Source organism: Xanthomonas sp. 3793 (assembly GCF_024806835.1).
GTDB lineage: Bacteria > Pseudomonadota > Gammaproteobacteria > Xanthomonadales > Xanthomonadaceae > Xanthomonas > Xanthomonas arboricola_F.
The window spans coordinates 429327-448783 of record NZ_JANTYU010000001.1 but is presented as its reverse complement, the minus strand read 5'-3'; the positions used below and the strand labels follow the sequence as shown (position 1 = coordinate 448783).

Genomic DNA, 19457 nt, shown 5'->3' with positions numbered 1-19457 from the left:
ACGGAGTTCCGCATGAATCCCACGACCCAATCCACCTCCAGCAATTTCCATCAGGCCGAGCTGGACAAATTCGCCGCGCTGGCTAACCGCTGGTGGGACGCCGATGGCCCGCAGAAGCCGCTGCATGCGCTCAACCCGGTGCGCCTTGGCTACGTGTCCGCGCGCCAGGAGCTGGCCGGCGCACGCGTGCTGGATGTGGGCTGCGGCGGCGGCTTGCTCAGCGAGTCGATGGCGCGCCTGGGCGCGCAGGTCACGGCGATCGACCTGGCACCGGAGCTGGTGAAAGTCGCCCGGCTGCACAGCCTGGAATCGGGCGTGCAGGTGGATTACCGCGTGCAGTCGGTGGAAGACCTGGCGGCCGAGCAGCCGGGTAGCTTCGATGCGGTGACCTGCATGGAAATGCTCGAACACGTGCCGGACCCGACCGCGATCATCCGCGCCTGCGCCAGCCTGCTCAAGCCGGGCGGCAAGCTGTTCCTGTCTACGCTCAATCGCACGCCGGCCGCGTTCGCACTGGCGGTGGTCGGCGCCGAGTACATCGCGCGGCTGCTGCCCAAGGGCACGCATCACTACAAGGATTTCATCAAGCCGGCAGAACTTGCGGCCTGGTTGCGCAGCGCCGAGCTGCAGCTGCAAGACGTCAGCGGCATGGTGTACGAGCCGTGGCGCAATCGCGCGCGCTTGTCCTCGCGCACCGAGGTCAATTATCTGGCGTACGCGGTGAGGCCGTGACGAGCAGGGATTGGGGAGTCGGGATTTGGGATTGGCAACAGCGAGTGCGTGCTTGATGTCTGCCGAGTCCCACCGTCCCGATGGCGGCACACGACTGCAGAGCGACGGGGCGGCTGCGAGGTTTCCGCGCGCGGTGTTGTTCGATCTGGATGGCACCTTGCTGGATAGCGCGCCGGACATGCTGGCGACCGTCAACGCGATGCTGGCCGCGCGGGAGCGTGGGCCGGTGGCGCTGGAGCAGCTGCGGCCGGTGGTGTCCAAGGGCGCGCGTGCAATGTTGGGCGTGGCCTTCGCCGAGCTCGATGACGCGGCGCGCGCGGCGCTGGTGCCGGAATTCCTGAGCCGCTATGAAGCCTTGATCGGCACGCAGTCGCAGCTGTTCGATGGTGTCCAAGAGCTGCTGGTGCGACTGGAAAGCGCCGGCTGCATTTGGGGCATCGTCACCAACAAACCCGAATACCTGGCCCGGTTGATCCTGCCGCAACTGGGCTGGCAGCAGCGCTGCGCCGTGCTGATCGGCGGCGATACCTTGCCCGAGCGCAAGCCGCATCCGCTGCCATTGCTGACTGCGGCCGAGCGTATCGGCGTTGCACCTGCGCAGTGCGTCTATGTGGGCGACGACGAGCGCGACATTCTTGCGGCACGCGCGGCGGGCATGCCGTCGGTGGCGGTGTTGTGGGGCTATCGCCTGCATGACGACGTGCCGGAGCGCTGGCAGGCCGATGTGCTGGTAGACCAGCCGCAGCTGCTGTGGAACCCGGCGACGTGGCCGCAGACCTGATTCTTTTTGACTTTTTTCTGGACCCGCCATGAGCCAATCCAGCGCCCTCGACAGTTTTCTCGACAAGTGGCGAACCCGCTGGCCGGAATGGTCGGTTGCCGAGCCTTTCGTTCCCGAACCGCAGCGGCACCTGGCCGCGGCCTGGTTCGCCTTGCTGCAGGAATGGGAGGACATCATGAATATCGCCGGCGACCCGCTGCCGGCCGATGCCAAGCTGGCGTGGTGGCAGCAGGAACTGCGCGACTGGTCTGGTCAACGCTCGCGGCACCCGCTGGGGCGCGTGCTGGAGCCGGTGCGTGCGCCGTGGGCGCAGTTGGCCGAGACCTTGCCGGCGATGCAGGTAGCACGTGCGCAGCCGGCATCGCTGGAGCAGGCGCTGGATCAACTGCGTGGCTTTGCCGGGGCGGTGGTCGCTGTGGAAGCGGTGTTGTTTGCGCGCAGCCAGCCAGGCGATGCCAGTGCGGTGTCGGTGCAATGGCTGGACGCACGGCAACGCGTGGCCGGTGACAGCGCCGCGCCCGGCGGCGTCACCACGGTTGCCTGGCGCACGCAGCTGCTACGTGCGTGGCCACGCAAGCCGGCATTGGCACGGCCGCACCGGGTGTGGTCGCGCCTGGCACGGTTGCGTCTGCAGCGCGAACTGGGCGGCAAGGCAGCCTATCCGCCGCCGGTGCAGCAGCTGTGGCATAGCTGGCGCGCAGCTAGCGGCGCGGACTGAGCGCAGGCGAGACGGCCGCACGGCCGTACCAGTGCAAGCGCACTGGTACGGCCGTGCGGCCGGATGCGGCGGTTGCAAGCCCGTTACATCGTTGGCTTGGGACCGATGGCTTGCTGCGACCGGCAGACCGCAGCAAGCGTTGCATCCGCATGTGATTGCCGTGGCGCTCGGCACGTGGGATTCAAATCGGCGAATCCGGCAGCACCGAGTGGTAGGCAATGAAGGCGTCATTGCATTGCAGTGGCGTGCCCGGGCCGGGTTTGCCTTGTAGCTGCACATCGTTGGGCACCGATTCGGTCAGCTGATCGTAAAAGCTCACCGGCCCGCCCTTGAAGGTGAAGTGCGTCGCGCCCGGGTTGCTCGCAGGCCCGCCGAAATGCGGCTGCGCGAAGCTGACCTTGCCGCCTTCCAGCACGACATTGTCCAGCGAGATGGTGATCGGCCGGGTAGTGCCGGCGTCGCGATACCCATAGAAACTCAATTCGCCGCCACCCAAGGTGGTCGAACCCAGCGAATGCACGTGACTGAGCGAAATGCCGCTGAACTGCGGGGGCTTGTCGCGGGTCGCCGGGTTGGCGTAGTTGGCATCGAACACCAGCGGCCGCGCAACCCCGCGCATGCAGATGTTCTCGAAGCTGATGTCGTAGACCTGGCCGCCGCGGGAGGCATCGGACTTGATGCGCAGGCCATTGGCCGAGTAGGGATCGCGCTGCACATCGTTGGCGTTGAAGCCGTCGATGCTCAAGCCACGCACGGCGATATGGCGCATGCCCGAATCGGTTTCGCTGCCCAGCGAAAAACCATGGGTGTAGTAGAACTGGTTGTAGGCGAACAGCATGTTTTCCGAGGCGATGCTGCGCTTGCTGTTGGCGTGCGCCTTGATCGCCACACCGTCATCGCCGGTGCCGATATACGAGTACGCCAGCAGCACATTCTTCGACTGGCCCGGGTCGAAGCCATCGGTGTTCTTGGCAGTCTCCGGCGTGAAGCAGGTCGCGTGCGGATTGACGTCCGGGGTACTGCCTGCCGGGCAGCGGTAGCCGGGACGCGAATAGACCAGGCTGGGCGCCAGAATCTTGATGCCCCACGCGGTCAGGCCCACCACGTTGTCGCTGATGACATGGAAATTGGGCGAGTTCTCCAGGGTGATGTCGTACAAGGTGACGTCGGTGCTGTCGTCGATCTGCAGCAGGCGCGGCACGTGCTGGCTCAAGCCCTGGGTGACGTTGAGATAGGCAAGATCCCACCAGCTGGCCTTGCCGGCATTGGGCCCGGCAGTGAGCGTGCTGCCGCCACGGCCGTCGATCTTGCCGGCGCCGACAATGGCGCTGTTGGCGGTGTCGGAGAGATGGATCAGTGGACTACACGACTTGGCCTTGTCGCTGGTGGCGGTGCCGCAGGTGCCCAGGCCGTTGTCGTAGTCCTGCGGATTGCGCGAGCCGAACAAGGTGACCCCGCGATCGATCCATAGCGTGACCCCGCTCTTGATGGTCAACGGCCCGCTGAGCATGCCGGATTCGCCGGCATCGCCGGGGACAAGATGCACTGCGCTGCCGGCAGGGCAATCGTCGATGGCTGCCTGCAGGCGCGCGGTATCGCGCTTGGAGTGGGCCGGGTCCTGATCCAGCGTGTCCAACGAACCGGCCACTGGCATCAGTGCGGCTTTTAGCGTGGCGCAGATATGGGTCGGTAAGGTCGGCTGCCGGACCACGCCCCAACGGGTGGAGATGCTGTGAGCAGTGTCGGGCACATCCTGCCCGTGCGGCCGCGCTGCGCCGGCCTGCAAGCTTGTCATGCCGAACACGGCGAGCGTCAGTGCTGCGATGGCGGGAAAGGCGAAAGGAGATTGCATTGGGGGAGGGCTCCGATGGGGCGTGGCGACGGTGCGATCTGCGCGCAGCGGCGATACGTTGCATGACAGCCGTATGACCGTGCCTGGTACGCCGGGCATGCAGTGCAGGTATCGATGTTGCGATGTCGATTGCGCAGGGGAGCGGCAAGCCTGGTGCCTCATACGGGCGGCCGACGTCGGAGGGGCGAACTCGACGCCGCGTCCCCGAAGTCACCCAACGCAGTGCCCAATTCGATAACGCGTTGCCATCGCGCAAGCGGATGGGCGGTCAACACCATCGCCTGTTGGCACACCGCATCACGCGGATTGCCAACAGGCGATGAGTAGCGGTGACAGGCCTAAATGTTGCTGCCAGGACGCTGCAAAAAACGCAGCTGGCGTGGCGATGGATCAGTCGGCGGCCCCGGCCCCGGTATTGCCGTATTCGTAAAAGCGGTTTGCCGAATTGGTGCAGCCGCTGCTGCAATAGGGGCGGCTGGCGGTGGAGGCATTCCAGGGCGCGGTCTTGCGGATATGGCTGCCCAGGCTGGAGTCGCGCACCGTCACCTGGCCATTGGGCGAGGTGCCATTGACGTAAGCACCCAGATTGCTGACACCTTCGTCCCAGGCGCGGCCCAGATAGGTCTGGTTGTCGGGCGAACCGGAGCCGGCGACAAAGCGGCTGTTGATCGCCAGGAACCCATAGCTGCTGCCCGGGCGCGTGCTCGGCGCGAAGATATAGCCGCCGCGACTGCTGCCCAGGCGCGTACCCGCCGAGCGGATCAGGGCGTTGTCGAACACGCCTATGCCCGATCCGAAGATGAAGTCGACATCGCCTTCGATCGTGCTGTTCTTGAAATAGGCGCGAATCACGTTGGCGGCATTGGTCGCACTGATCAGCAAGGTGTCCTGATTGCCAGTCACCAGCACGTCTTCGAAGCTGGCCTGGTCGCCACGCACCGCCAGGGCGACGGCCGACTGGTTGTTGTCCTGATAGGTCCCTTCGACATAGCTGTTGTGCACGCGCAGGTGGCGCGCCTGGAAGCCCGCTGCACGCACCGTCACGGTCGCGCTGTTGGAGGTGCCCACCGTGGTCGCCGACGCATTGCTGGCACAGGGGTGACTTGCCGTGCCAGCCGGCTTGGGCGTCGGGTTGGCGTTGTTGAAGCGGATGACGGTATCGGTGGCGTCGGTGCCCAGCCCGAACAGGGTCAGCGGCGGCGCGTTGGTCGGCACGCACACCAGTTCGGTATAGGTGCCGGCCTTGATACTGATGTAGCGGCGCGTGCTGCCGCCTGCTGCCACGGCCGCATCGACCGCCGACTGCACGGTGCGATAGCGCGTTGAGCCATCGGCGGCCACTGCATAGTCCGCGCTGAGCAAGGCGACGCCGGCGGTGGGGTTCCAGTTGTCGGTGACCAAGGCCGTGAGCGGCCCGGCCTTGGCCAGGGCCTTGGCGATCGTATAGCTGCCTGCTTCGCTGCTGGTGAGCTGCGGGCGTGAGGCGGTGCCGGTGAGTGCGGCCGCATTGGCGCTGACAAGACTGAGCAGTGCAGCGGCGATGCAGGTCGTGCGGATATGCGAGACGGACATGGTGTGGCGCTCTCTTGGAAAGGGACGCATCAGACACGTGGGATATCGCAGATGCAGGGCGCGGCGTGAACGTCGAGCGCGGTTGCCTGCGATGGAGTTTGCGCCACGGGCGTGTCGAAGTTCACCTCGCCTCGCATGTGGTGCAGGGGCGATGGTACTGCCGGGTTCGCTTGCAGGTGCCGATGGTGCCAAGCAATGTGCAGGATGTGCGCAGTGGTCACGCTTTGCATCGGGTGCAGGTCGCAACGCGCGCCACTGCGTCGCGTTGTCGACGTGGCTTTGGGTTGCCGCTACATTGCACGCAGCGTCCTCACATGCCGTGGGCATGCGGCCTTCCAGACTCAGCGGCCCGCGTAGTAACGCGTATGTCAGGAACCGAAATGGCAGATCCCAAAGAACTACAGGAAAAATTCTGGAAGGCCCTGAAATCCGATCGCACCGTGATGCTCGGCCTGGATGGCGTCGAAGATGGCCATGCGCGCCCGATGACCGCACAGATCGAAGGCGACAGCGGCGGCCCCATCTGGTTTTTCACCTCCAAGGACAATGCCTTGATCGCGATGCTGGGGCAGGGCCGTCGCGTCATCGGCGCCTTCAGCAGCAAGGGCCATGATTTGTTTGCCAGTATCAGCGGCTCGCTGATCGAGGACACCGATCCGGCCATGGTCGAGCGTTTGTGGAACCCGTACGTCGCAGCCTGGTACGAAGGCGGCAAGGACGATCCCAAGTTGGCGTTGTTGCGTCTGGACGCCGACCATGCACAGATCTGGCTCAACGGGTCAAGCCTGCTCGCCGGCATCAAGGTGTTGTTCGGTGTGGACCCGAAGAAGGATTATCAAGATAAGGTGGCGGACGTCCCGCTGCGTTGATGTCCACGGGCACATGCGGCCTGCCTGGCCGCGTGTGCGCGCTGAGTTCCCTGCACGGTGGTCACCGGCACCTGCCGACAGCGCGCTAGCGTTCGCATGCCGTTGCAGGATTGGAGCGCTTGGCGGAGCCGTCCGCGCGATGTGCAAGGATGTGCCAGTCGGTGCCTTGTTGCGCGCGCCCACGCGGCGCTGATCTGCGCTTCACCGGCACACAACAGCGGACGGCGCAATGATCGTCTGCCAAGGCACAGCGCGGCTGTGCCGCGGCGCTCAGCCAGGAGGCTGACATGCAGCAGATCGAAATCGGCCAGATGGTATTTTTGCGCGACGGCGAGGTTGGCGTTGGCGCGGTACGTGAGATTCGCAACGACGGTGCCGAGCTGGTGGTCAATATCGAGAACGGTGGCGATTTTGTGCTGCAGGCATCGGCGGTACGCGATGTGCATTCCGGCAAGGTAGTGCTGGATGTCGACCGGTTGCCCGAGAACGTGCGCAATGCACTGCGTCATGTTCATGACAGCGAGCTGCAGACCAGCAGGTATGCCGCAAGCAATCCGCACGATGGCGCGCTGCCATAAGCGTCATGCGCATCCATGAGCGGGTCGCCGTGGGCTGATGACGGATGTGCGAGATGGATGCGCGGTTACAATTGCCCATGCACTGCACGTTGCATCGCGGCCCGATCGCTCGGCTCGGCGGCCAGCGGGCATGGTGACTTCCGGGCGGCGCCAGATGTTGGGCCAAGGTTTACCGTCGGACTTCACCACAGCGGGATCCGGCGTGAAACTCGCCAATTTATTCATCGCCTTGTCGCTTCTTGCCGCAGTCGACGCGATTGCATCCGATTTGCCAGCGACAATCCATGCCGGCGACATTGCGGTGACCGTCGATGGCAACCATCTGGAACTGGTTGCCGGCAGTTTCTCGGCCACGCTCTATCCCGAATCGACGACGCGTTTCTTTGCGATCGAGCGCGACATCCGCTTCGATTTCGAGACGAACCACGGTGTGCATCCAGCATCGCTGGCCGTGTACGACAACGGAGTCGTCAGTGAACCGGCGCTGCGCGAAAGATGACCGCACGCAGGCTGTCATCGGCCTGTCCGCATCCCCAGGATCGCAGGATGGCGTGTGATGCGTGACGCGGAGTACGCGCTCGGCTGGCTGCCTTGCTCATGACCGATTCCATCTCCTTAGGCCAGAACGTCACGCATCCGGCAACAGGAACGTGCGCGGAGCGGCATCGGCAGGCCCGGCCGACGGCAGCGCCGGTTGCTCTGCTTCATCCTTGAGTTGCACACCGGACAACTTGCGGCGGAACGATTCGCGCAACAGAAACGCAAGTTTATGCGTGGCGTCGGCGTAACTCAGTCCTTCGGCGCGGATATTGGAGATGCAGTTGCGGGCGGCATCGGTCAGGCCGACGCGTGGCGTGTAGGTGAGATACAGGCCGAGACTGTCTGGCGAACTCAGACCCGGCCGCTCGCCGATCAGGACGATCACGACGCGCGCGTTGAGCAGCTCGCCGACCTCGTCGCCAATGGCGACGCGTCCTTGTGCAACCAGCACCACCGGCGCCAACGACCAGTCTTCATGCGCGGCCAGGGCATCGATCTGTTCGAGCATGTTCGCCGCATGCCGATGCACGGCCAGCGCAGAGAGCCCGTCAGCGACCACCACCGCGACATCACGCCCGCCGCCATGAACGGCGGTGAGTCCGCGCAGATGCGTGGCAGCGTCGTCGGCCAGGCGACGGCCAAGATCCGGGCGTTGCAGATAGGTGTGCCGGTCCGCCGCAGCGCTGTGCAGCAGAACGCTGCGGCGCCCACGTTGTTCCAGCGCGGCCTGCAGTGGCGCCGGGTCGAATGCCAGATGCACCGCATCGCGCGCCTGCGCATGCGCCAGCTGAAAATCCAGATGGGCTGCGGTGGGCAGACTGGTACCGACCCGTCCGAGTGCGATGCGCGCAGGGGTGAGCTGGCGCAGTTGCGCCCAGGCATCGTGCGGGGAGTCTGTCCGCTCGCTCATTGCGGCGCCCCGCTGGGAAAGTGCGACAACGCGCGGCGAAATGCTGCGGGCACCTCGCTGCCCAGTGCAAACCGTCCATCCTCGTGCAATCGCAAAATGCCTTGCTGCTCCAGCCATTGCTCGAACTCGGGCGCCGCCCGCAGGCCAAGCGCCTGACGCGCATACAGCGCATCGTGGAATGAGGTCGTCTGGTAGTTCAGCATCACATCGTCCGAGCCGGGAATGCCCATGATGAAGTTGATGCCGGCGGTGCCGAGCAGGGTCAGCAAGACATCCATGTCGTCCTGGTCTGCTTCGGCATGGTTGGTGTAGCAGATATCGCACCCCATCGGCACGCCAAGCAATTTGCCGCAGAAGTGATCCTCCAACCCCGCACGAATGATCTGCTTGCCGTCGTAGAGATACTCCGGGCCGATGAAGCCGACCACGGTGTTCACCAGCAGCGGTTTGAACTGTCGGGCTACCGCATAGGCACGCACTTCGCAGGTTTGTTGATCCACGCCGTGATGCGCATTGGCCGACAGCGCGCTGCCCTGGCCGGTTTCGAAATACATCACGTTGTCGCCGACACCGCCGCGTCGCAGCGACACGCCCGCCTCATGGCCTTCCTGCAACAACGCCAGGTTGATGCCGAAGCTGGCATTCGCCGCCTCCGTGCCGGCGATGGACTGGAACACCAGATCCACCGGTACGCCGCGGTTGATGGCCTCGATGGTGGTGGTGATGTGGGCCAGCACGCACGACTGCGTGGGGATCTGGTAGCCGGTGATCACCGCATCGAGCATGCGCAACAACGCCGTGGTGGCCGCCAGGCTATCGCTTGCCGGATTGATGCCGATCACCGCATCGCCGTTGCCGTACAACAGCCCGTCGAGCACGCTGGCGGCAATGCCGGTGGCGTCGTCGGTGGGGTGATTGGGCTGCAGGCGAGTGGACAGCCGCCCGCGCAACCCCAAGGTATTGCGAAAGCGCGTGACCACGCGGATCTTCTGCGCCACCAGGATCAGGTCCTGCACGCGCATCAGCTTGGACACGGCGGCCACCATTTCCGGAGTCAGTCCGGGTGCCAGTGCGGCCAGCGCGGCTTCGTCGGCCTGCGCGCTCAGCAGCCAATCGCGAAAGCCGCCGACGGTGAGGTGGGCGACAGTAGCGAATGCGTGGGCATCGTGCCGGTCGACGATCAGCCGCGTGACTTCATCGCTTTCATACGGCACCACCGCTTCAGCGAGGAAATGGCGCAACGGCAGATCCGCCAGCGCCATCTGCGCCGCCACACGCTGTCGCTCCGAGTCGGCCGCAAGCCCTGCCAGTTGATCGCCCGAACGCGCCGGCGTTGCCTTGGCCAGCAGGGTCTTCAGATCGGCGAAGCGGAACTGCTCGCCGCCAACGGTGCAGGCAAAGCCGCTCATCTGCTGTTGGCCACAGTCGAGGCCTGGCTGCGCAGGCTCAGCACGCAACACAGCGCGCCGAACAGCAGCAGGCCGACGAAGATCAGCGCCACGATCGGGTTGAACCACACCATCGCCACCAGACAGACCAGCGCGAGCAACAGCGCAATCGCCGGCACCACCGGATACCCCGGCGCGCGGAAGCTACGCTCCAGGCCGGGCTCGCTGCGCCTTAGCTTGAACAAACTGAGCATGCTCATCACATACATCACGATGGCGCCGAACACCGACATGGTGATCATTGCCGCCGTCAGCGACATGCCCTGAATCTTCACCACGCTGTCGCTGCAGATTGCGGCAATGCCGATGGCGCCGCCGGCCAAGATCGCGCGATGCGGCGTGCGAAACCGCGACAACGTCGCCAACCCATGCGGCAGAAAGCCGGCACGCGCCAGCGCGAAGAATTGCCGCGAATAGCCCAGGATGATGCCGTGGAAGCTGGCCACCAGGCCGAACAGGCCGATCCACACCAGCATATGCAGCCAGGTCGAACTAGTGCCGACCACCGCCTTCATCGCCTGCGGCAGCGGATCGTTGATGTTGGAGAGCTGGCGCCAGTCGCCCACGCCGCCGGCAAATACCATCACCCCCAGCGCCAACACCACCAGAGTGAGAATGCCGGCGATGTAGGCACGCGGGATCGTGCGCTTGGGGTCCTTGGCTTCCTCGGCGGCCATCGCCGCGCCTTCGATCGCCAGAAAGAACCAGATCGCAAAGGGGATCGCGGCAAAGATGCCGGAGATCGCCGCTGGGCCAAAGACGTCGCTGCCGGCCCAGCCATTGGCGGCGAAGCGCGTCACGCTGAAACCCGGTGCCACCACGCCCATGAACACCAGCAGTTCGATCACTGCCAGCAAGGTGACGATCAGCTCGAAGGTGGCCGCAATCGCCACGCCGACGATGTTCAAGCTCATGAAGATCACGTACGCGCCGATGGCTGCGATACGTGGGTCCAGCGTGGGGAACTGCACATTCAGATACGCACCGATCGCCATCGCGATGGCCGGTGGTGCAAAGACGAATTCGATCAACGTGGCCAGGCCTGCCAGCATCCCGCCATACGTCCCGAACGCGCGCAGGCTGTAGGCGAACGGCCCACCCGCATTCGGAATGGCGGTGGTCAGCTCGGTAAAGCTGAAGATGAAGCAGGTGTACATCACCGCAACCAGCACGGTGGTGACCAGGAATCCAAGCGTGCCGGCGGTGCCCCAGCCATAACTCCAACCGAAGTATTCGCCGGAGATCACCAGACCCACTGCAATGCCCCACAGCTGCCAGGTACCGAGTGTGGGCTTGAGTTGCTCGTTGCGCATGTCGCACATCTCCTGCAGTCGGGGGGAGGGGAGACGAAGCACGCCGGTTGCCGGGACTGGGCCGCGACACCAATCGACCATCGCTGGCTGACCGGTCGCTGTCATCGGCAATGATCGACGCTCTCCCGGTTATACCCCAAAGCCTGGCGACGGACACAAGCGCAGCGGGTAGGTGTGGCGGAACGTGGCGGCGTTCCGATCTTTATTAAGTTTCCCGATGCTTGACCTGCGGTTCCGGAGGGACCAGCGCAGCTCCCGGTTACCGGTTCCCGGTCTGGTCTTGTCTGCGAGTTCAGCATGTCTGCCTGTGCTTACACAGTGGCGCTGGCGTGTCATTGGCTCACGCTTTTAGTGCCGCATAGCTTCGCACGCGCAGCAAATCCATCCGATCAATCGACAAGTGGGTGGAATCGCCGACAGGTCGCCGTGCGGCCGCAATCGCTGAAAGCCCCTCTCCCTCTGGGAGAGGGTTGCGGTGAGGGTACGGTTGCTCAGTTAACCCACCGCCGCCGCACCCTCATCCGGCGCTACGCGCCACCTTCTCCCGAGGGGAGAAGGGAGAAGCCGCCCAACTGCATTTACTTCCCGCGCTCAAGCACCAGCAAGGGGTCGATGCGTATATCGAACCGCGCCGCAGAGAGAGTTGGCTGCCGGCATGGTTGCCGCGCCGGTGTTCTACGAGTCAGCAGATCAGCAGACCTACTTCCCGCGCTCAAGCACCAGCAAGGGGTCGATGCGTACATCGAACCAATTCATCCCCCAATGCAGATGCGGTCCGGTCGCCCGCCCCGTCGCTCCCACTGCGGCAATCACTTGGCCTTGTTCCACCCGATCGCCTACTTTGACGTCGATCCGCGACAGGTGCAGGAAATTGGAGCTGATGCCAAAGCCGTGATCGAGCAGCAGCGTGCCGCCGGTCAGATACAGATCCGGCGCTGCAAAGGTCACCACGCCGGCCGCCGGCGCCTTGACCGGCGTGCCGGTCGGTACGGCGATGTCCATGCCCGAGTGTCCCGCGCCCGGTTGACCGTTGTACACGCGCGCGTTGCCGAACCGGCCGCTGATACGGCCTTGCACCGGCCAGATGAATGGCTGCGCAAAATCGGTCCGTGCATCGTCGCGATCGCGCGCGGCGGTGACTTGCGCCTGCTCGCGTTTGATGCGCTCGGCAATGGCTGCAGGCGGGTTCACCGTCTTGGGTGGCACGCCATTGACGCGCTCGGTTGGCCAGTCGCGTGGCGTCACCGCAATGCTGCTGGTGCGCTGGGTGCCATCGGGCAGGGTGATGCGCACCTGCAGCGGGCCGGTGGCATCGCGGCCAATGCCGAACACCACGCTGCCGTAGCCGCTGACACGCAAGGTGCGCCCCGCATACTGCACGCTGCTGCCGGCAGGCACCTTGCCGATCACCATCGCCCCTTGCGACGCGCTGGCCGGGAACACCACGCCAGCCTCGTTTGTGGCCTGCGCCTGCACCGCACCCGCACTCAGCATGGCCGGCATCAGCGCCAGCCATGCACCGAGGAAGGCTGCGCGCATCAGCGGTCGAAGGTCAGGCGCTGGCCGGCGGCGCTGCCGACCAGCTGTTCGCCATCCCACACCTGCTGTCCGTTGACCCAGGTTGCGGCGATGCGCGAGCGGAAGGTGGTGCCTTCGAACGGCGACCAGCCGCATTTGGACAGCACCTGCTCGCGCTTCACCGTGAACGGGGTGTTGTCGATCATCGCCAGATCGGCGAAGTAGCCTTCGCGCAGAAAGCCGCGCTCTTCCACATCGAACAGCTGCGCCGGCGCATGCGCGAACTTCTGCACGATGCGGGTGATCGGCAGCTTGCCCTCGTGCACCAGCTCCAGCGCGGCGACCAGCGCGTACTGCACCAGCGGCAGCCCGGACGGTGCCTGCGCGTAGGGCTTTTGCTTCTCTTCCCAGGTATGCGGGGCGTGATCGGTGGCGAGCACGTCGATGACGTCTTCTGCCAGCGCTTCGATCAGGGCCAGGCGGTCGTCGGCGTCCTTGATCGCGGGGTTGCATTTGATCAGGTTGCCCAGCCGCGCGTAGTCGCTGCGGTCGAAGCGCAGAAAGTGGATGCAGGTCTCGGCGGTGATGCGCTTGCGCAGCTTGCCGTCGGCGTCCACCAGTGGGCCGGCTTCGAACAGCCCCAACTCGTCGGCGGTGGAGATATGCAGCACGTGCAGGCGGGTGTTGTGCTTGCGCGCCAGCGATACCGCCAGCTGCGAAGACTTCAGGCAGGCCTGCCGCGAACGGATGTCCGGGTGCATCTCCGGGGTCAACGCGTCGCCGTATTTTTCCTTGTACTGCGCCAGCGTCGCATCGATGGTCGGGGTGTCTTCGCAATGGGTGATGATCGGCGTCGGCGCGTCGCGGAAGATCGCGTCCAGCGTCTCGGGATTGTCGACCAGCATGTTGCCGGTGGAGGCGCCCATGAACACCTTGATGCCCGGAGCCGTCTTGGGGTCCAGCGATTGGATCGCGGCCAGGTTGTCGTTGCTGGCGCCCATGTAGAAGCCGTAGTTGGCCCAGGCGCGCCCGGCGGCGGCATCGTACTTGGCCTGCAGTGCGGCCGAGTTCAGTGTGGGCGGGTTGGTGTTGGGCATGTCCATGAAGCTGGTCAGGCCGCCGGCCACCGCTGCGCCCGATTCGGTCGCGATATCGCCCTTGTGGGTCAGGCCCGGCTCGCGGAAATGCACCTGGTCGTCGATCATGCCCGGCAGCACCCAGCGCCCGGCCGCGTCCACCACGGTGTCGCCTGCATCCGGGGTGATCTTGCTGTCGATCTTGGCGATGCGACCGCCCTCGATCAGGAGATCGGCGTCGAACTCCTTGCCTTCATTGACCAGGCGGGCGTTGATGATGACGGTTCGGCTCATGGATGAGGTCCTTTGCAACTGCAGGAAGAAGAGGGGGAAGGGGCAGCGGAGGCGGGCGCGTCAGGTACCGGATCGAAGCCGCCCGGATGGAAGGGATGGCAGCGGCCCAGCCGGCGCGCGGCCAGCCAGCTCCCGCGTAGCGGGCCGAAGCGGCCGATGGCGGTCATCGCATACTCCGAGCAACTGGGCGCAAAACGGCAGCGCGGCCCGAGCAGCGGGCTGATGAACAGCTTGTAGAAGCGCAACAGCGCGATGAGCAGGCGTCCGATCACTTGCCAATGATATGCCAGTTGCATTAATAGGTGGTTGCCGGGGGTCCGCGGGGTACGTTATAAAGGCCCGCTTTCCCGGGCCCCGGGGGAACCAAGGAAGAGCGTTTCGTGGCTGCTAAAAAACCTGCAAAAAAGGCCGTAGAGGCCGCCAAGAAGTCCGCCAAACCCGCTGCGAAGAAGGCAGCGGCGCCCGCTGCTGCAAAACCGGCCGCCAAGAAGGCGGCTCCGGCTCCCAAGCAACCGGTTGCCAAGAAGGCAGCTGCGGCCAAGACCGTTGCCAAGCCGGCAGCGGCCTCCAAGACCGCAGCGATCAAGCCCGTGAAACCTGTCGCCAAGACCGCTGCCAAGCCGGCGGCGAGCAAGGCAGCTCCGGCTGCCGCCAAACCGGCTGCCAAGCCGGTGGCGTCCAAGTCCGTACCGAAGCCGGCCGCCAAGCCGGTTCCGGCCAAGTCAGTCCCGGTCAAGGCTGAGAAGCCCGCGCCCGCACCGGCCCCCAAGGCCGTCCCTGCGAAGCCGGCAAAGCCTGCGACCCCGCCACTTAAGAATCCCGTGCCCGTTTCGAAATCTTCCGCAAAAACGCCAACCAAAACCGAAGCCCCCGCCAAGCCCGCCGCGACCCGTCCGGTCGGCAAGGTGGCAGTGGCCGTGACTGCCAAGTCCTCCAGCCCGACGCCGAAGACCAAGTACAAGGTGGTCGACTACAAGATCGACGAGACCACCGGTCGTCCGATCCTCCCGCAGGGCTACAAGCCTTCGGCGGACGAGGAGTACATGAGCAAGCTGCAGCAGGAATACTTCCGTCAGCGTCTGCAGAGCTGGCGCAACGAGATGGTCGAGGAATCCAAGCAGACCATCGAAAACCTGCGCGAAGAAGTCCGCGATATCGGCGACGAAGCCGAACGCGCCACGCGTGAGACCGAGAATTCGCTGGAACTGCGCGCCCGCGACCGCGCCCGCAAGCTGATCTCCAAGATCGACAGCACGCTCAAGCGTCTGGAAGACGGCGACTACGGCTACTGCGTGGATACCGGCGAAGAGATCGGCCTGGACCGTCTGGACGCGCGTCTGACTGCCGAGCGCACCATCGACGCCCAGGAGCGTTGGGAGCACCTGCAGAAGCAGCAGGGCGACTGATCGTCATCCTCCGTTCGCATTGAAGACCCCCGCCATGTGCGGGGGTTTTTTGTGTGGCGGTGGGGTGCCGCAGGCCGTTGTGGTGGCGCGCCGTTGCAGGTGTCAGGTCACGCCGCGTCTTGCGTGGCCGCTTAATGCGGTTGCATCGACTGCCGCAACGCGAGCGCGCGCAAGCGGTGCAGGGACTGGCGGCATACGCAGCCCCCCTCGCCAGGCTTGGCTTGAGCGTTTGACGACACGTAGCAAGCACTGGGCATAGGCAACGGCGGCATGTGCAACCGTTGCCTGGCCTGGCCTGGAGCGGAGCGTCCGATAACGCGCACGTAGCCGTTATCACAGGCACCGGCGGGATCTGCAACCGGGGTTGCCTCGCCAGACTAGGCTCGGGGCCTCCGGCAACACGTGGCGGGCAGTCATGGGCGGGCCTAGCCGCAGCGCGCATCACCCGCGCACGCGGTATCCGCTGCCGCGCCGAGCACCGACTGCGCCCGTCCTGCACTGCGCGCAGCCGTCTTGTGAGCTGCGCTTATTGCAGGTCGCGTAAATCCAGTTTGCGTAGCCGCGGGGCCTTCCAGGCCGTGGTCGCCACCACGCCCAGGGTGACGCAGCCGCCGATGACGACTGCCGGCACCAGCCCGACCAGCCGTGCCATGACGCCGTCGTAGAACGCGCCCAGTTCGTTGGACGAGCCGATGAAGATGCCGTTGATCGACGACACCCGGCCACGCATCGCGTCCGGTGTGGCGAGCTGCAGGATGGTTTGCCGTACTACCACCGACACGCCGTCGCACATGCCGTAGACCAGCAGGATCGCCGCCGACAGCCAGAAGTGCCGCGACAGGCCGAAGGCGATGGTGCACAGCCCGAAGCCGGCCACCGACAGCATCAGGATGCGTCCGGCATTGCGCTGCAGCGGGTGCCGCGCCAGCCACACACCGACCACGATCGAGCCAAGCGCCGGCGCACCGCGCAGGATGCCCAGGCCTTCGGGGCCATAATGCAGGATTTCCTGGATGAAGGCGGGCAACATCGAGACCGCGCCGCCCAGCAACACCGAAAACATGTCCAACGCCATCGCGCCCAGCATGATCTGGTTGGAGAGCACGAACTGCGCACCTTCGGCGATGCTGCGGAAGATCGGTGCGCGCGGGCCGGCGTTGACCGGCTCGCTGACGCGCAACAGCGCCAGGGCCAGGATCGCCACCAGCGCCACGCCGGCGGCCACGCCATAGGCCAGTCCCTTGCCGCCCCAGCCGACCAGCACGCCGCCCAGTGCCGGGCCGATCACCATGCCGGCCTGGAAGGTGACGCTGCCGATGCTGGCGCCGCGTGCGAACGCTTCGCGCGGCAACGCACGCGCGAACAAGGCGTTGTAGACCGGCGACAGGAACGAGCGCGCCGCGCCGGTCAATGCAATGGCAGCGTAGATCGGCCATACGCCCTGGATGGGTAGCCAGCCCTGCGCGACTGCCATCAACAGCAGTGCCGTGGTCACCAGCCCCAGCACTGCGACCATGCCCAGGCGCCTGCGCGGCAGATGGTCGACCAGATAGCCGGCAAACGGCGCGATGCAGAAGAACGGCAGGATTTCGGCAAGGCCGATCAGCCCCAGCGACAGCGGATTGCGCGTGATCTCATAGATGTGCCATCCGACCGTGACTGCCACGACCTGATACGACAGCATCGCCGCGACGCGGTACAGCAACACCAGGCCGAAGCCAGGATGGGCGAACAGCGTGCGCAGCGAGTCGGTGGGCGAGGGCGTCGGCGTACTCACTGTTGTGCGCGGGCCGTTTCACGGATGAAGGCCAGCATGGCGGCCACCCCATTGCTGCGCGTTGGCGACAGGTGCTTGGCCAGGCCAATGCCGGCGATGTAGTCCGGTTCGGTGGCCAGGATTTCCTGCGCGCTACGCCCGGAATACACGCGCAGTGCGAGATAGATCAGCCCGGACACGATGGCCGAATCGCTGACGGCATGGAAGTCCAGCCGTTGCGCATTGCCTTCGGGCACGATCCACACCATCGACTGGCAGCCATGCAGGCGGTGTTCTTCGGTCTTCCACTGTTCCGGGAAGGTCGGCAGCTTGCGGCCCAGGTCGATCAGGTACTGGTAGCGCTCGGACCAGTCGCCGAAGAAGGAGAACTCCTCGGCGATCGCTGCCTGGGCATCGGTGGCGGTGGGTTCTAGCGGGAAGGGGGAGTTGGTCATCAAAAATCCAGAATCGTTCGCAAAAAATCCAGGGGCGTTCGGTCAAAGCCCCTCTCCCTCCGGGAGAGGGGTTGGGGTGAGGGTGCGGGCGAAGCCTGGCTGGAATTGGATGCGGGTGGCTTCGCCCATCTCAAAAAAAGCCATGCATGTGACTTCGCCCGTACCCTCATCCGCCCCTGCGGGGCACCTTCTCCCGACGGGAGAAGGAAAGTAGGTCAGGCACGCTTCCAGCGCACGCCTTGCGGGGTGTCTTCCAGCACGATGCCTTCGTCGGCGAGCTGCTTGCGGATGGCATCGGCGCGGGCGAAGTCCCTGGCTTTCTTGGCAGAATTGCGTTCTTCGACCAGCACGGTGATACGCGCATCGTCGCCGGCATCGGTGCCGCGCGCGAACCAGGTGGCCGGGTCCTGCTGCAGCAGGCCCAGCGCCATTCCGGCCCCGAGCAGCTCGGCCTTGGCACGTTGCAATGCTGCAAGATTCTCCGCGCTGAGCCCATCGCCTGGGCCACCGGCCGGTGCAAGCTCCAGCAGCGCCCGGTTCGCATCCTTCGCAAGCTTTGCCAGCACCGCGAGCGCCAGCGGTGTGTTGAGGTCGTCGCTGAGCGCGTCTTCTATCTGCTCGGGAATCGTTGCCTGCGCCTGGATCGCCTTCAGGCTCCGCAAGGTTCCGTACAAGCCGTCGAGCCGCTTGACCTGATCCTCGATCAGCGCATCCGACCAATCCAGCGGCTGCCGGTAATGCGCGCTCAATAGCGCAAGCCGCAGCGCTTCGGGCGGGTGCTTGGCGATCAGGTCGTGCACGGTCTCGATGTTGCCCAGCGACTTGCTCATCTTGGCGCCGCTGAAATTGAGCATGCCGTTGTGCAGCCAGAAGCGGGCGAAGGTGGCGCCGCCATGCGCGCATTCGCTTTGCGCGATTTCGTTTTCGTGATGCGGGAACTGCAGGTCCACGCCGCCGGCATGGATGTCGATGGTCGGGCCCAGGTGCGCGGCGGCCATCGCCGAGCATTCGATATGCCAGCCGGGGCGGCCGCGGCCCCACGGCGACTCCCAGCCGGGCAGCTCGTCGCTGGACGGCTTCCACAGCACGAAGTCGCCGGGGTCGCGCTTGTACGGCGCCACGTCCACGCGCGCACCGGCCAGCATTTCGTCGGGGTCGCGCCGCGACAGCTTGCCGTAGCCGTCGAAACTGGCCACTGCAAACAGCACATGGCCTTCGGCGGCATAGGCATGGCCGCCCTCGATCAGCTGCTCGATCATGGCCACGATGTGCGGAATATGCGCGGTGGCCTCCGGTTCGATATCCGGCGGCACCACGCCGAGCGCGGCCATGTCCTGGCGATAGATCGCGGCGAAGCGGTCGGTGATGGTGGAGATCGGCACGCCCTGCGCCTGTGCGGCAGCGTTGATCTTGTCGTCCACGTCGGTGATGTTGCGTGCGTAGCGCAGCGCGCCATAGCGCCGCCGCAGCAGCGCGGCCAGCACGTCGAACACCACCGGGCCGCGGGCGTTGCCGATATGCGCGTAGTTGTAGACGGTAGGGCCGCACACATACAGGGTGGGGCAGGACGGATCGAGCGGCGCGAACGGTTCGACCCGCCGCGTCAGGTTGTTGTGCAGGCGCAGGCTCATCGGCATCT

Annotated in this window: 18 protein-coding genes; 7 read left to right on the top strand and 11 right to left on the bottom strand. The window is 65.3% G+C overall.

What is annotated here, in order from left to right:
- Positions 1–12: 12 nt before the first annotated feature.
- From ubiG to FHY18_RS01860, 3 genes are read left to right on the top strand one after another with little or no spacing between them, the layout of a single operon-like run.
- On the top strand, positions 13–732 hold the full coding sequence (gene ubiG / locus FHY18_RS01870) for a bifunctional 2-polyprenyl-6-hydroxyphenol methylase/3-demethylubiquinol 3-O-methyltransferase UbiG (protein WP_259150625.1): 720 nt from the start codon (positions 13–15) through the stop codon (positions 730–732).
- A 55-nt stretch (positions 733–787) separates the two neighbouring features.
- Positions 788–1513, top strand: coding sequence for a phosphoglycolate phosphatase (locus FHY18_RS01865; protein WP_259150624.1), 726 nt, complete (start codon positions 788–790; stop codon positions 1511–1513).
- Positions 1514–1541: 28 nt separating this feature from the next.
- Entirely contained in the window at positions 1542–2231 is a 690-nt protein-coding gene (locus FHY18_RS01860; protein WP_259150623.1) for a phytoene/squalene synthase family protein, read from the top strand.
- Between the two features lie 181 nt (positions 2232–2412).
- Here the strand turns inward: FHY18_RS01860 and FHY18_RS01855 are convergent, their stop codons facing one another.
- On the bottom strand, positions 2413–4083 hold the full coding sequence (locus tag FHY18_RS01855) for a glycoside hydrolase family 28 protein (protein WP_259150622.1): 1671 nt from the start codon (positions 4081–4083) through the stop codon (positions 2413–2415).
- Positions 4084–4473: 390 nt separating this feature from the next.
- Entirely contained in the window at positions 4474–5613 is a 1140-nt protein-coding gene (locus FHY18_RS01850) for a putative acyl-CoA thioester hydrolase (protein WP_259152456.1), read from the bottom strand.
- 407 nt (positions 5614–6020) lie between these two features.
- Between FHY18_RS01850 and FHY18_RS01845 the strand changes: the two genes are divergently transcribed.
- The 3 genes from FHY18_RS01845 (at position 6021) to FHY18_RS01835 (ending at position 7601) form a co-directional block, all read left to right on the top strand.
- Entirely contained in the window at positions 6021–6524 is a 504-nt protein-coding gene (locus FHY18_RS01845) for a pyridoxamine 5'-phosphate oxidase family protein (protein ID WP_259152455.1), read from the top strand.
- A gap of 287 nt (positions 6525–6811) precedes the next feature.
- Positions 6812–7102, top strand: coding sequence for a hypothetical protein (locus FHY18_RS01840; protein ID WP_259150621.1), 291 nt, complete (start codon positions 6812–6814; stop codon positions 7100–7102).
- A gap of 202 nt (positions 7103–7304) precedes the next feature.
- On the top strand, positions 7305–7601 hold the full coding sequence (locus tag FHY18_RS01835) for a hypothetical protein (protein ID WP_259150620.1): 297 nt from the start codon (positions 7305–7307) through the stop codon (positions 7599–7601).
- Between the two features lie 129 nt (positions 7602–7730).
- On the opposite strand, the gene eutC is transcribed toward FHY18_RS01835, so the two are convergent.
- The 6 genes from eutC to yidD form a co-directional block, all read right to left on the bottom strand.
- Positions 7731–8552 carry an ethanolamine ammonia-lyase subunit EutC gene (eutC, locus tag FHY18_RS01830; RefSeq protein ID WP_259150619.1) on the bottom strand — a complete coding sequence of 274 codons (822 nt, stop codon included), beginning with the start codon at positions 8550–8552 and terminating at the stop codon, positions 7731–7733.
- A complete protein-coding gene (locus tag FHY18_RS01825; RefSeq protein WP_259150618.1) occupies positions 8549–9961 on the bottom strand; it encodes an ethanolamine ammonia-lyase subunit EutB in 1413 nt (470 codons plus the stop codon). The genes eutC and FHY18_RS01825 overlap by 4 nt, the downstream gene beginning before the upstream one ends.
- Complete coding sequence (gene eat, locus FHY18_RS01820; protein WP_259152454.1) at positions 9958–11322, bottom strand: ethanolamine permease; 1365 nt, start codon at positions 11320–11322, stop codon at positions 9958–9960. Before eat ends, FHY18_RS01825 begins: the two co-directional genes overlap by 4 nt.
- A gap of 690 nt (positions 11323–12012) precedes the next feature.
- The gene (locus FHY18_RS01815; protein WP_259150617.1) at positions 12013–12852 is read right to left on the bottom strand and encodes a M23 family metallopeptidase; all 840 of its coding nucleotides are present in this window, start codon (positions 12850–12852) and stop codon (positions 12013–12015) included.
- On the bottom strand, positions 12852–14201 hold the full coding sequence (locus FHY18_RS01810; RefSeq protein ID WP_259150616.1) for a dihydroorotase: 1350 nt from the start codon (positions 14199–14201) through the stop codon (positions 12852–12854). Before FHY18_RS01810 ends, FHY18_RS01815 begins: the two co-directional genes overlap by 1 nt.
- Complete coding sequence (gene yidD / locus FHY18_RS01805; protein WP_259150615.1) at positions 14198–14497, bottom strand: membrane protein insertion efficiency factor YidD; 300 nt, start codon at positions 14495–14497, stop codon at positions 14198–14200. The genes FHY18_RS01810 and yidD overlap by 4 nt, the downstream gene beginning before the upstream one ends.
- A gap of 84 nt (positions 14498–14581) precedes the next feature.
- Here yidD and dksA point away from each other — a divergent pair, with 84 nt between their 5' ends.
- On the top strand, positions 14582–15607 hold the full coding sequence (gene dksA, locus FHY18_RS22045) for an RNA polymerase-binding protein DksA (RefSeq protein ID WP_259150614.1): 1026 nt from the start codon (positions 14582–14584) through the stop codon (positions 15605–15607).
- Between the two features lie 526 nt (positions 15608–16133).
- Here the strand turns inward: dksA and FHY18_RS01795 are convergent.
- The 3 genes from FHY18_RS01795 to cysS all read right to left on the bottom strand — a co-directional run bounded on the left by FHY18_RS01795 (position 16134) and on the right by cysS (position 19449).
- Positions 16134–17384: an MFS transporter gene (locus FHY18_RS01795; protein ID WP_259150613.1), complete on the bottom strand. Its 1251-nt coding sequence runs from the start codon at positions 17382–17384 to the stop codon at positions 16134–16136.
- The gene (locus FHY18_RS01790) at positions 17381–17818 is read right to left on the bottom strand and encodes a SufE family protein (RefSeq protein ID WP_259150612.1); all 438 of its coding nucleotides are present in this window, start codon (positions 17816–17818) and stop codon (positions 17381–17383) included. The genes FHY18_RS01795 and FHY18_RS01790 overlap by 4 nt, the downstream gene beginning before the upstream one ends.
- 215 nt (positions 17819–18033) lie before the next feature.
- Positions 18034–19449, bottom strand: a complete 1416-nt coding sequence (gene cysS / locus FHY18_RS01785) for a cysteine--tRNA ligase (protein ID WP_259150611.1) — start codon at positions 19447–19449, stop codon at positions 18034–18036.
- Positions 19450–19457: the final 8 nt, after the last annotated feature.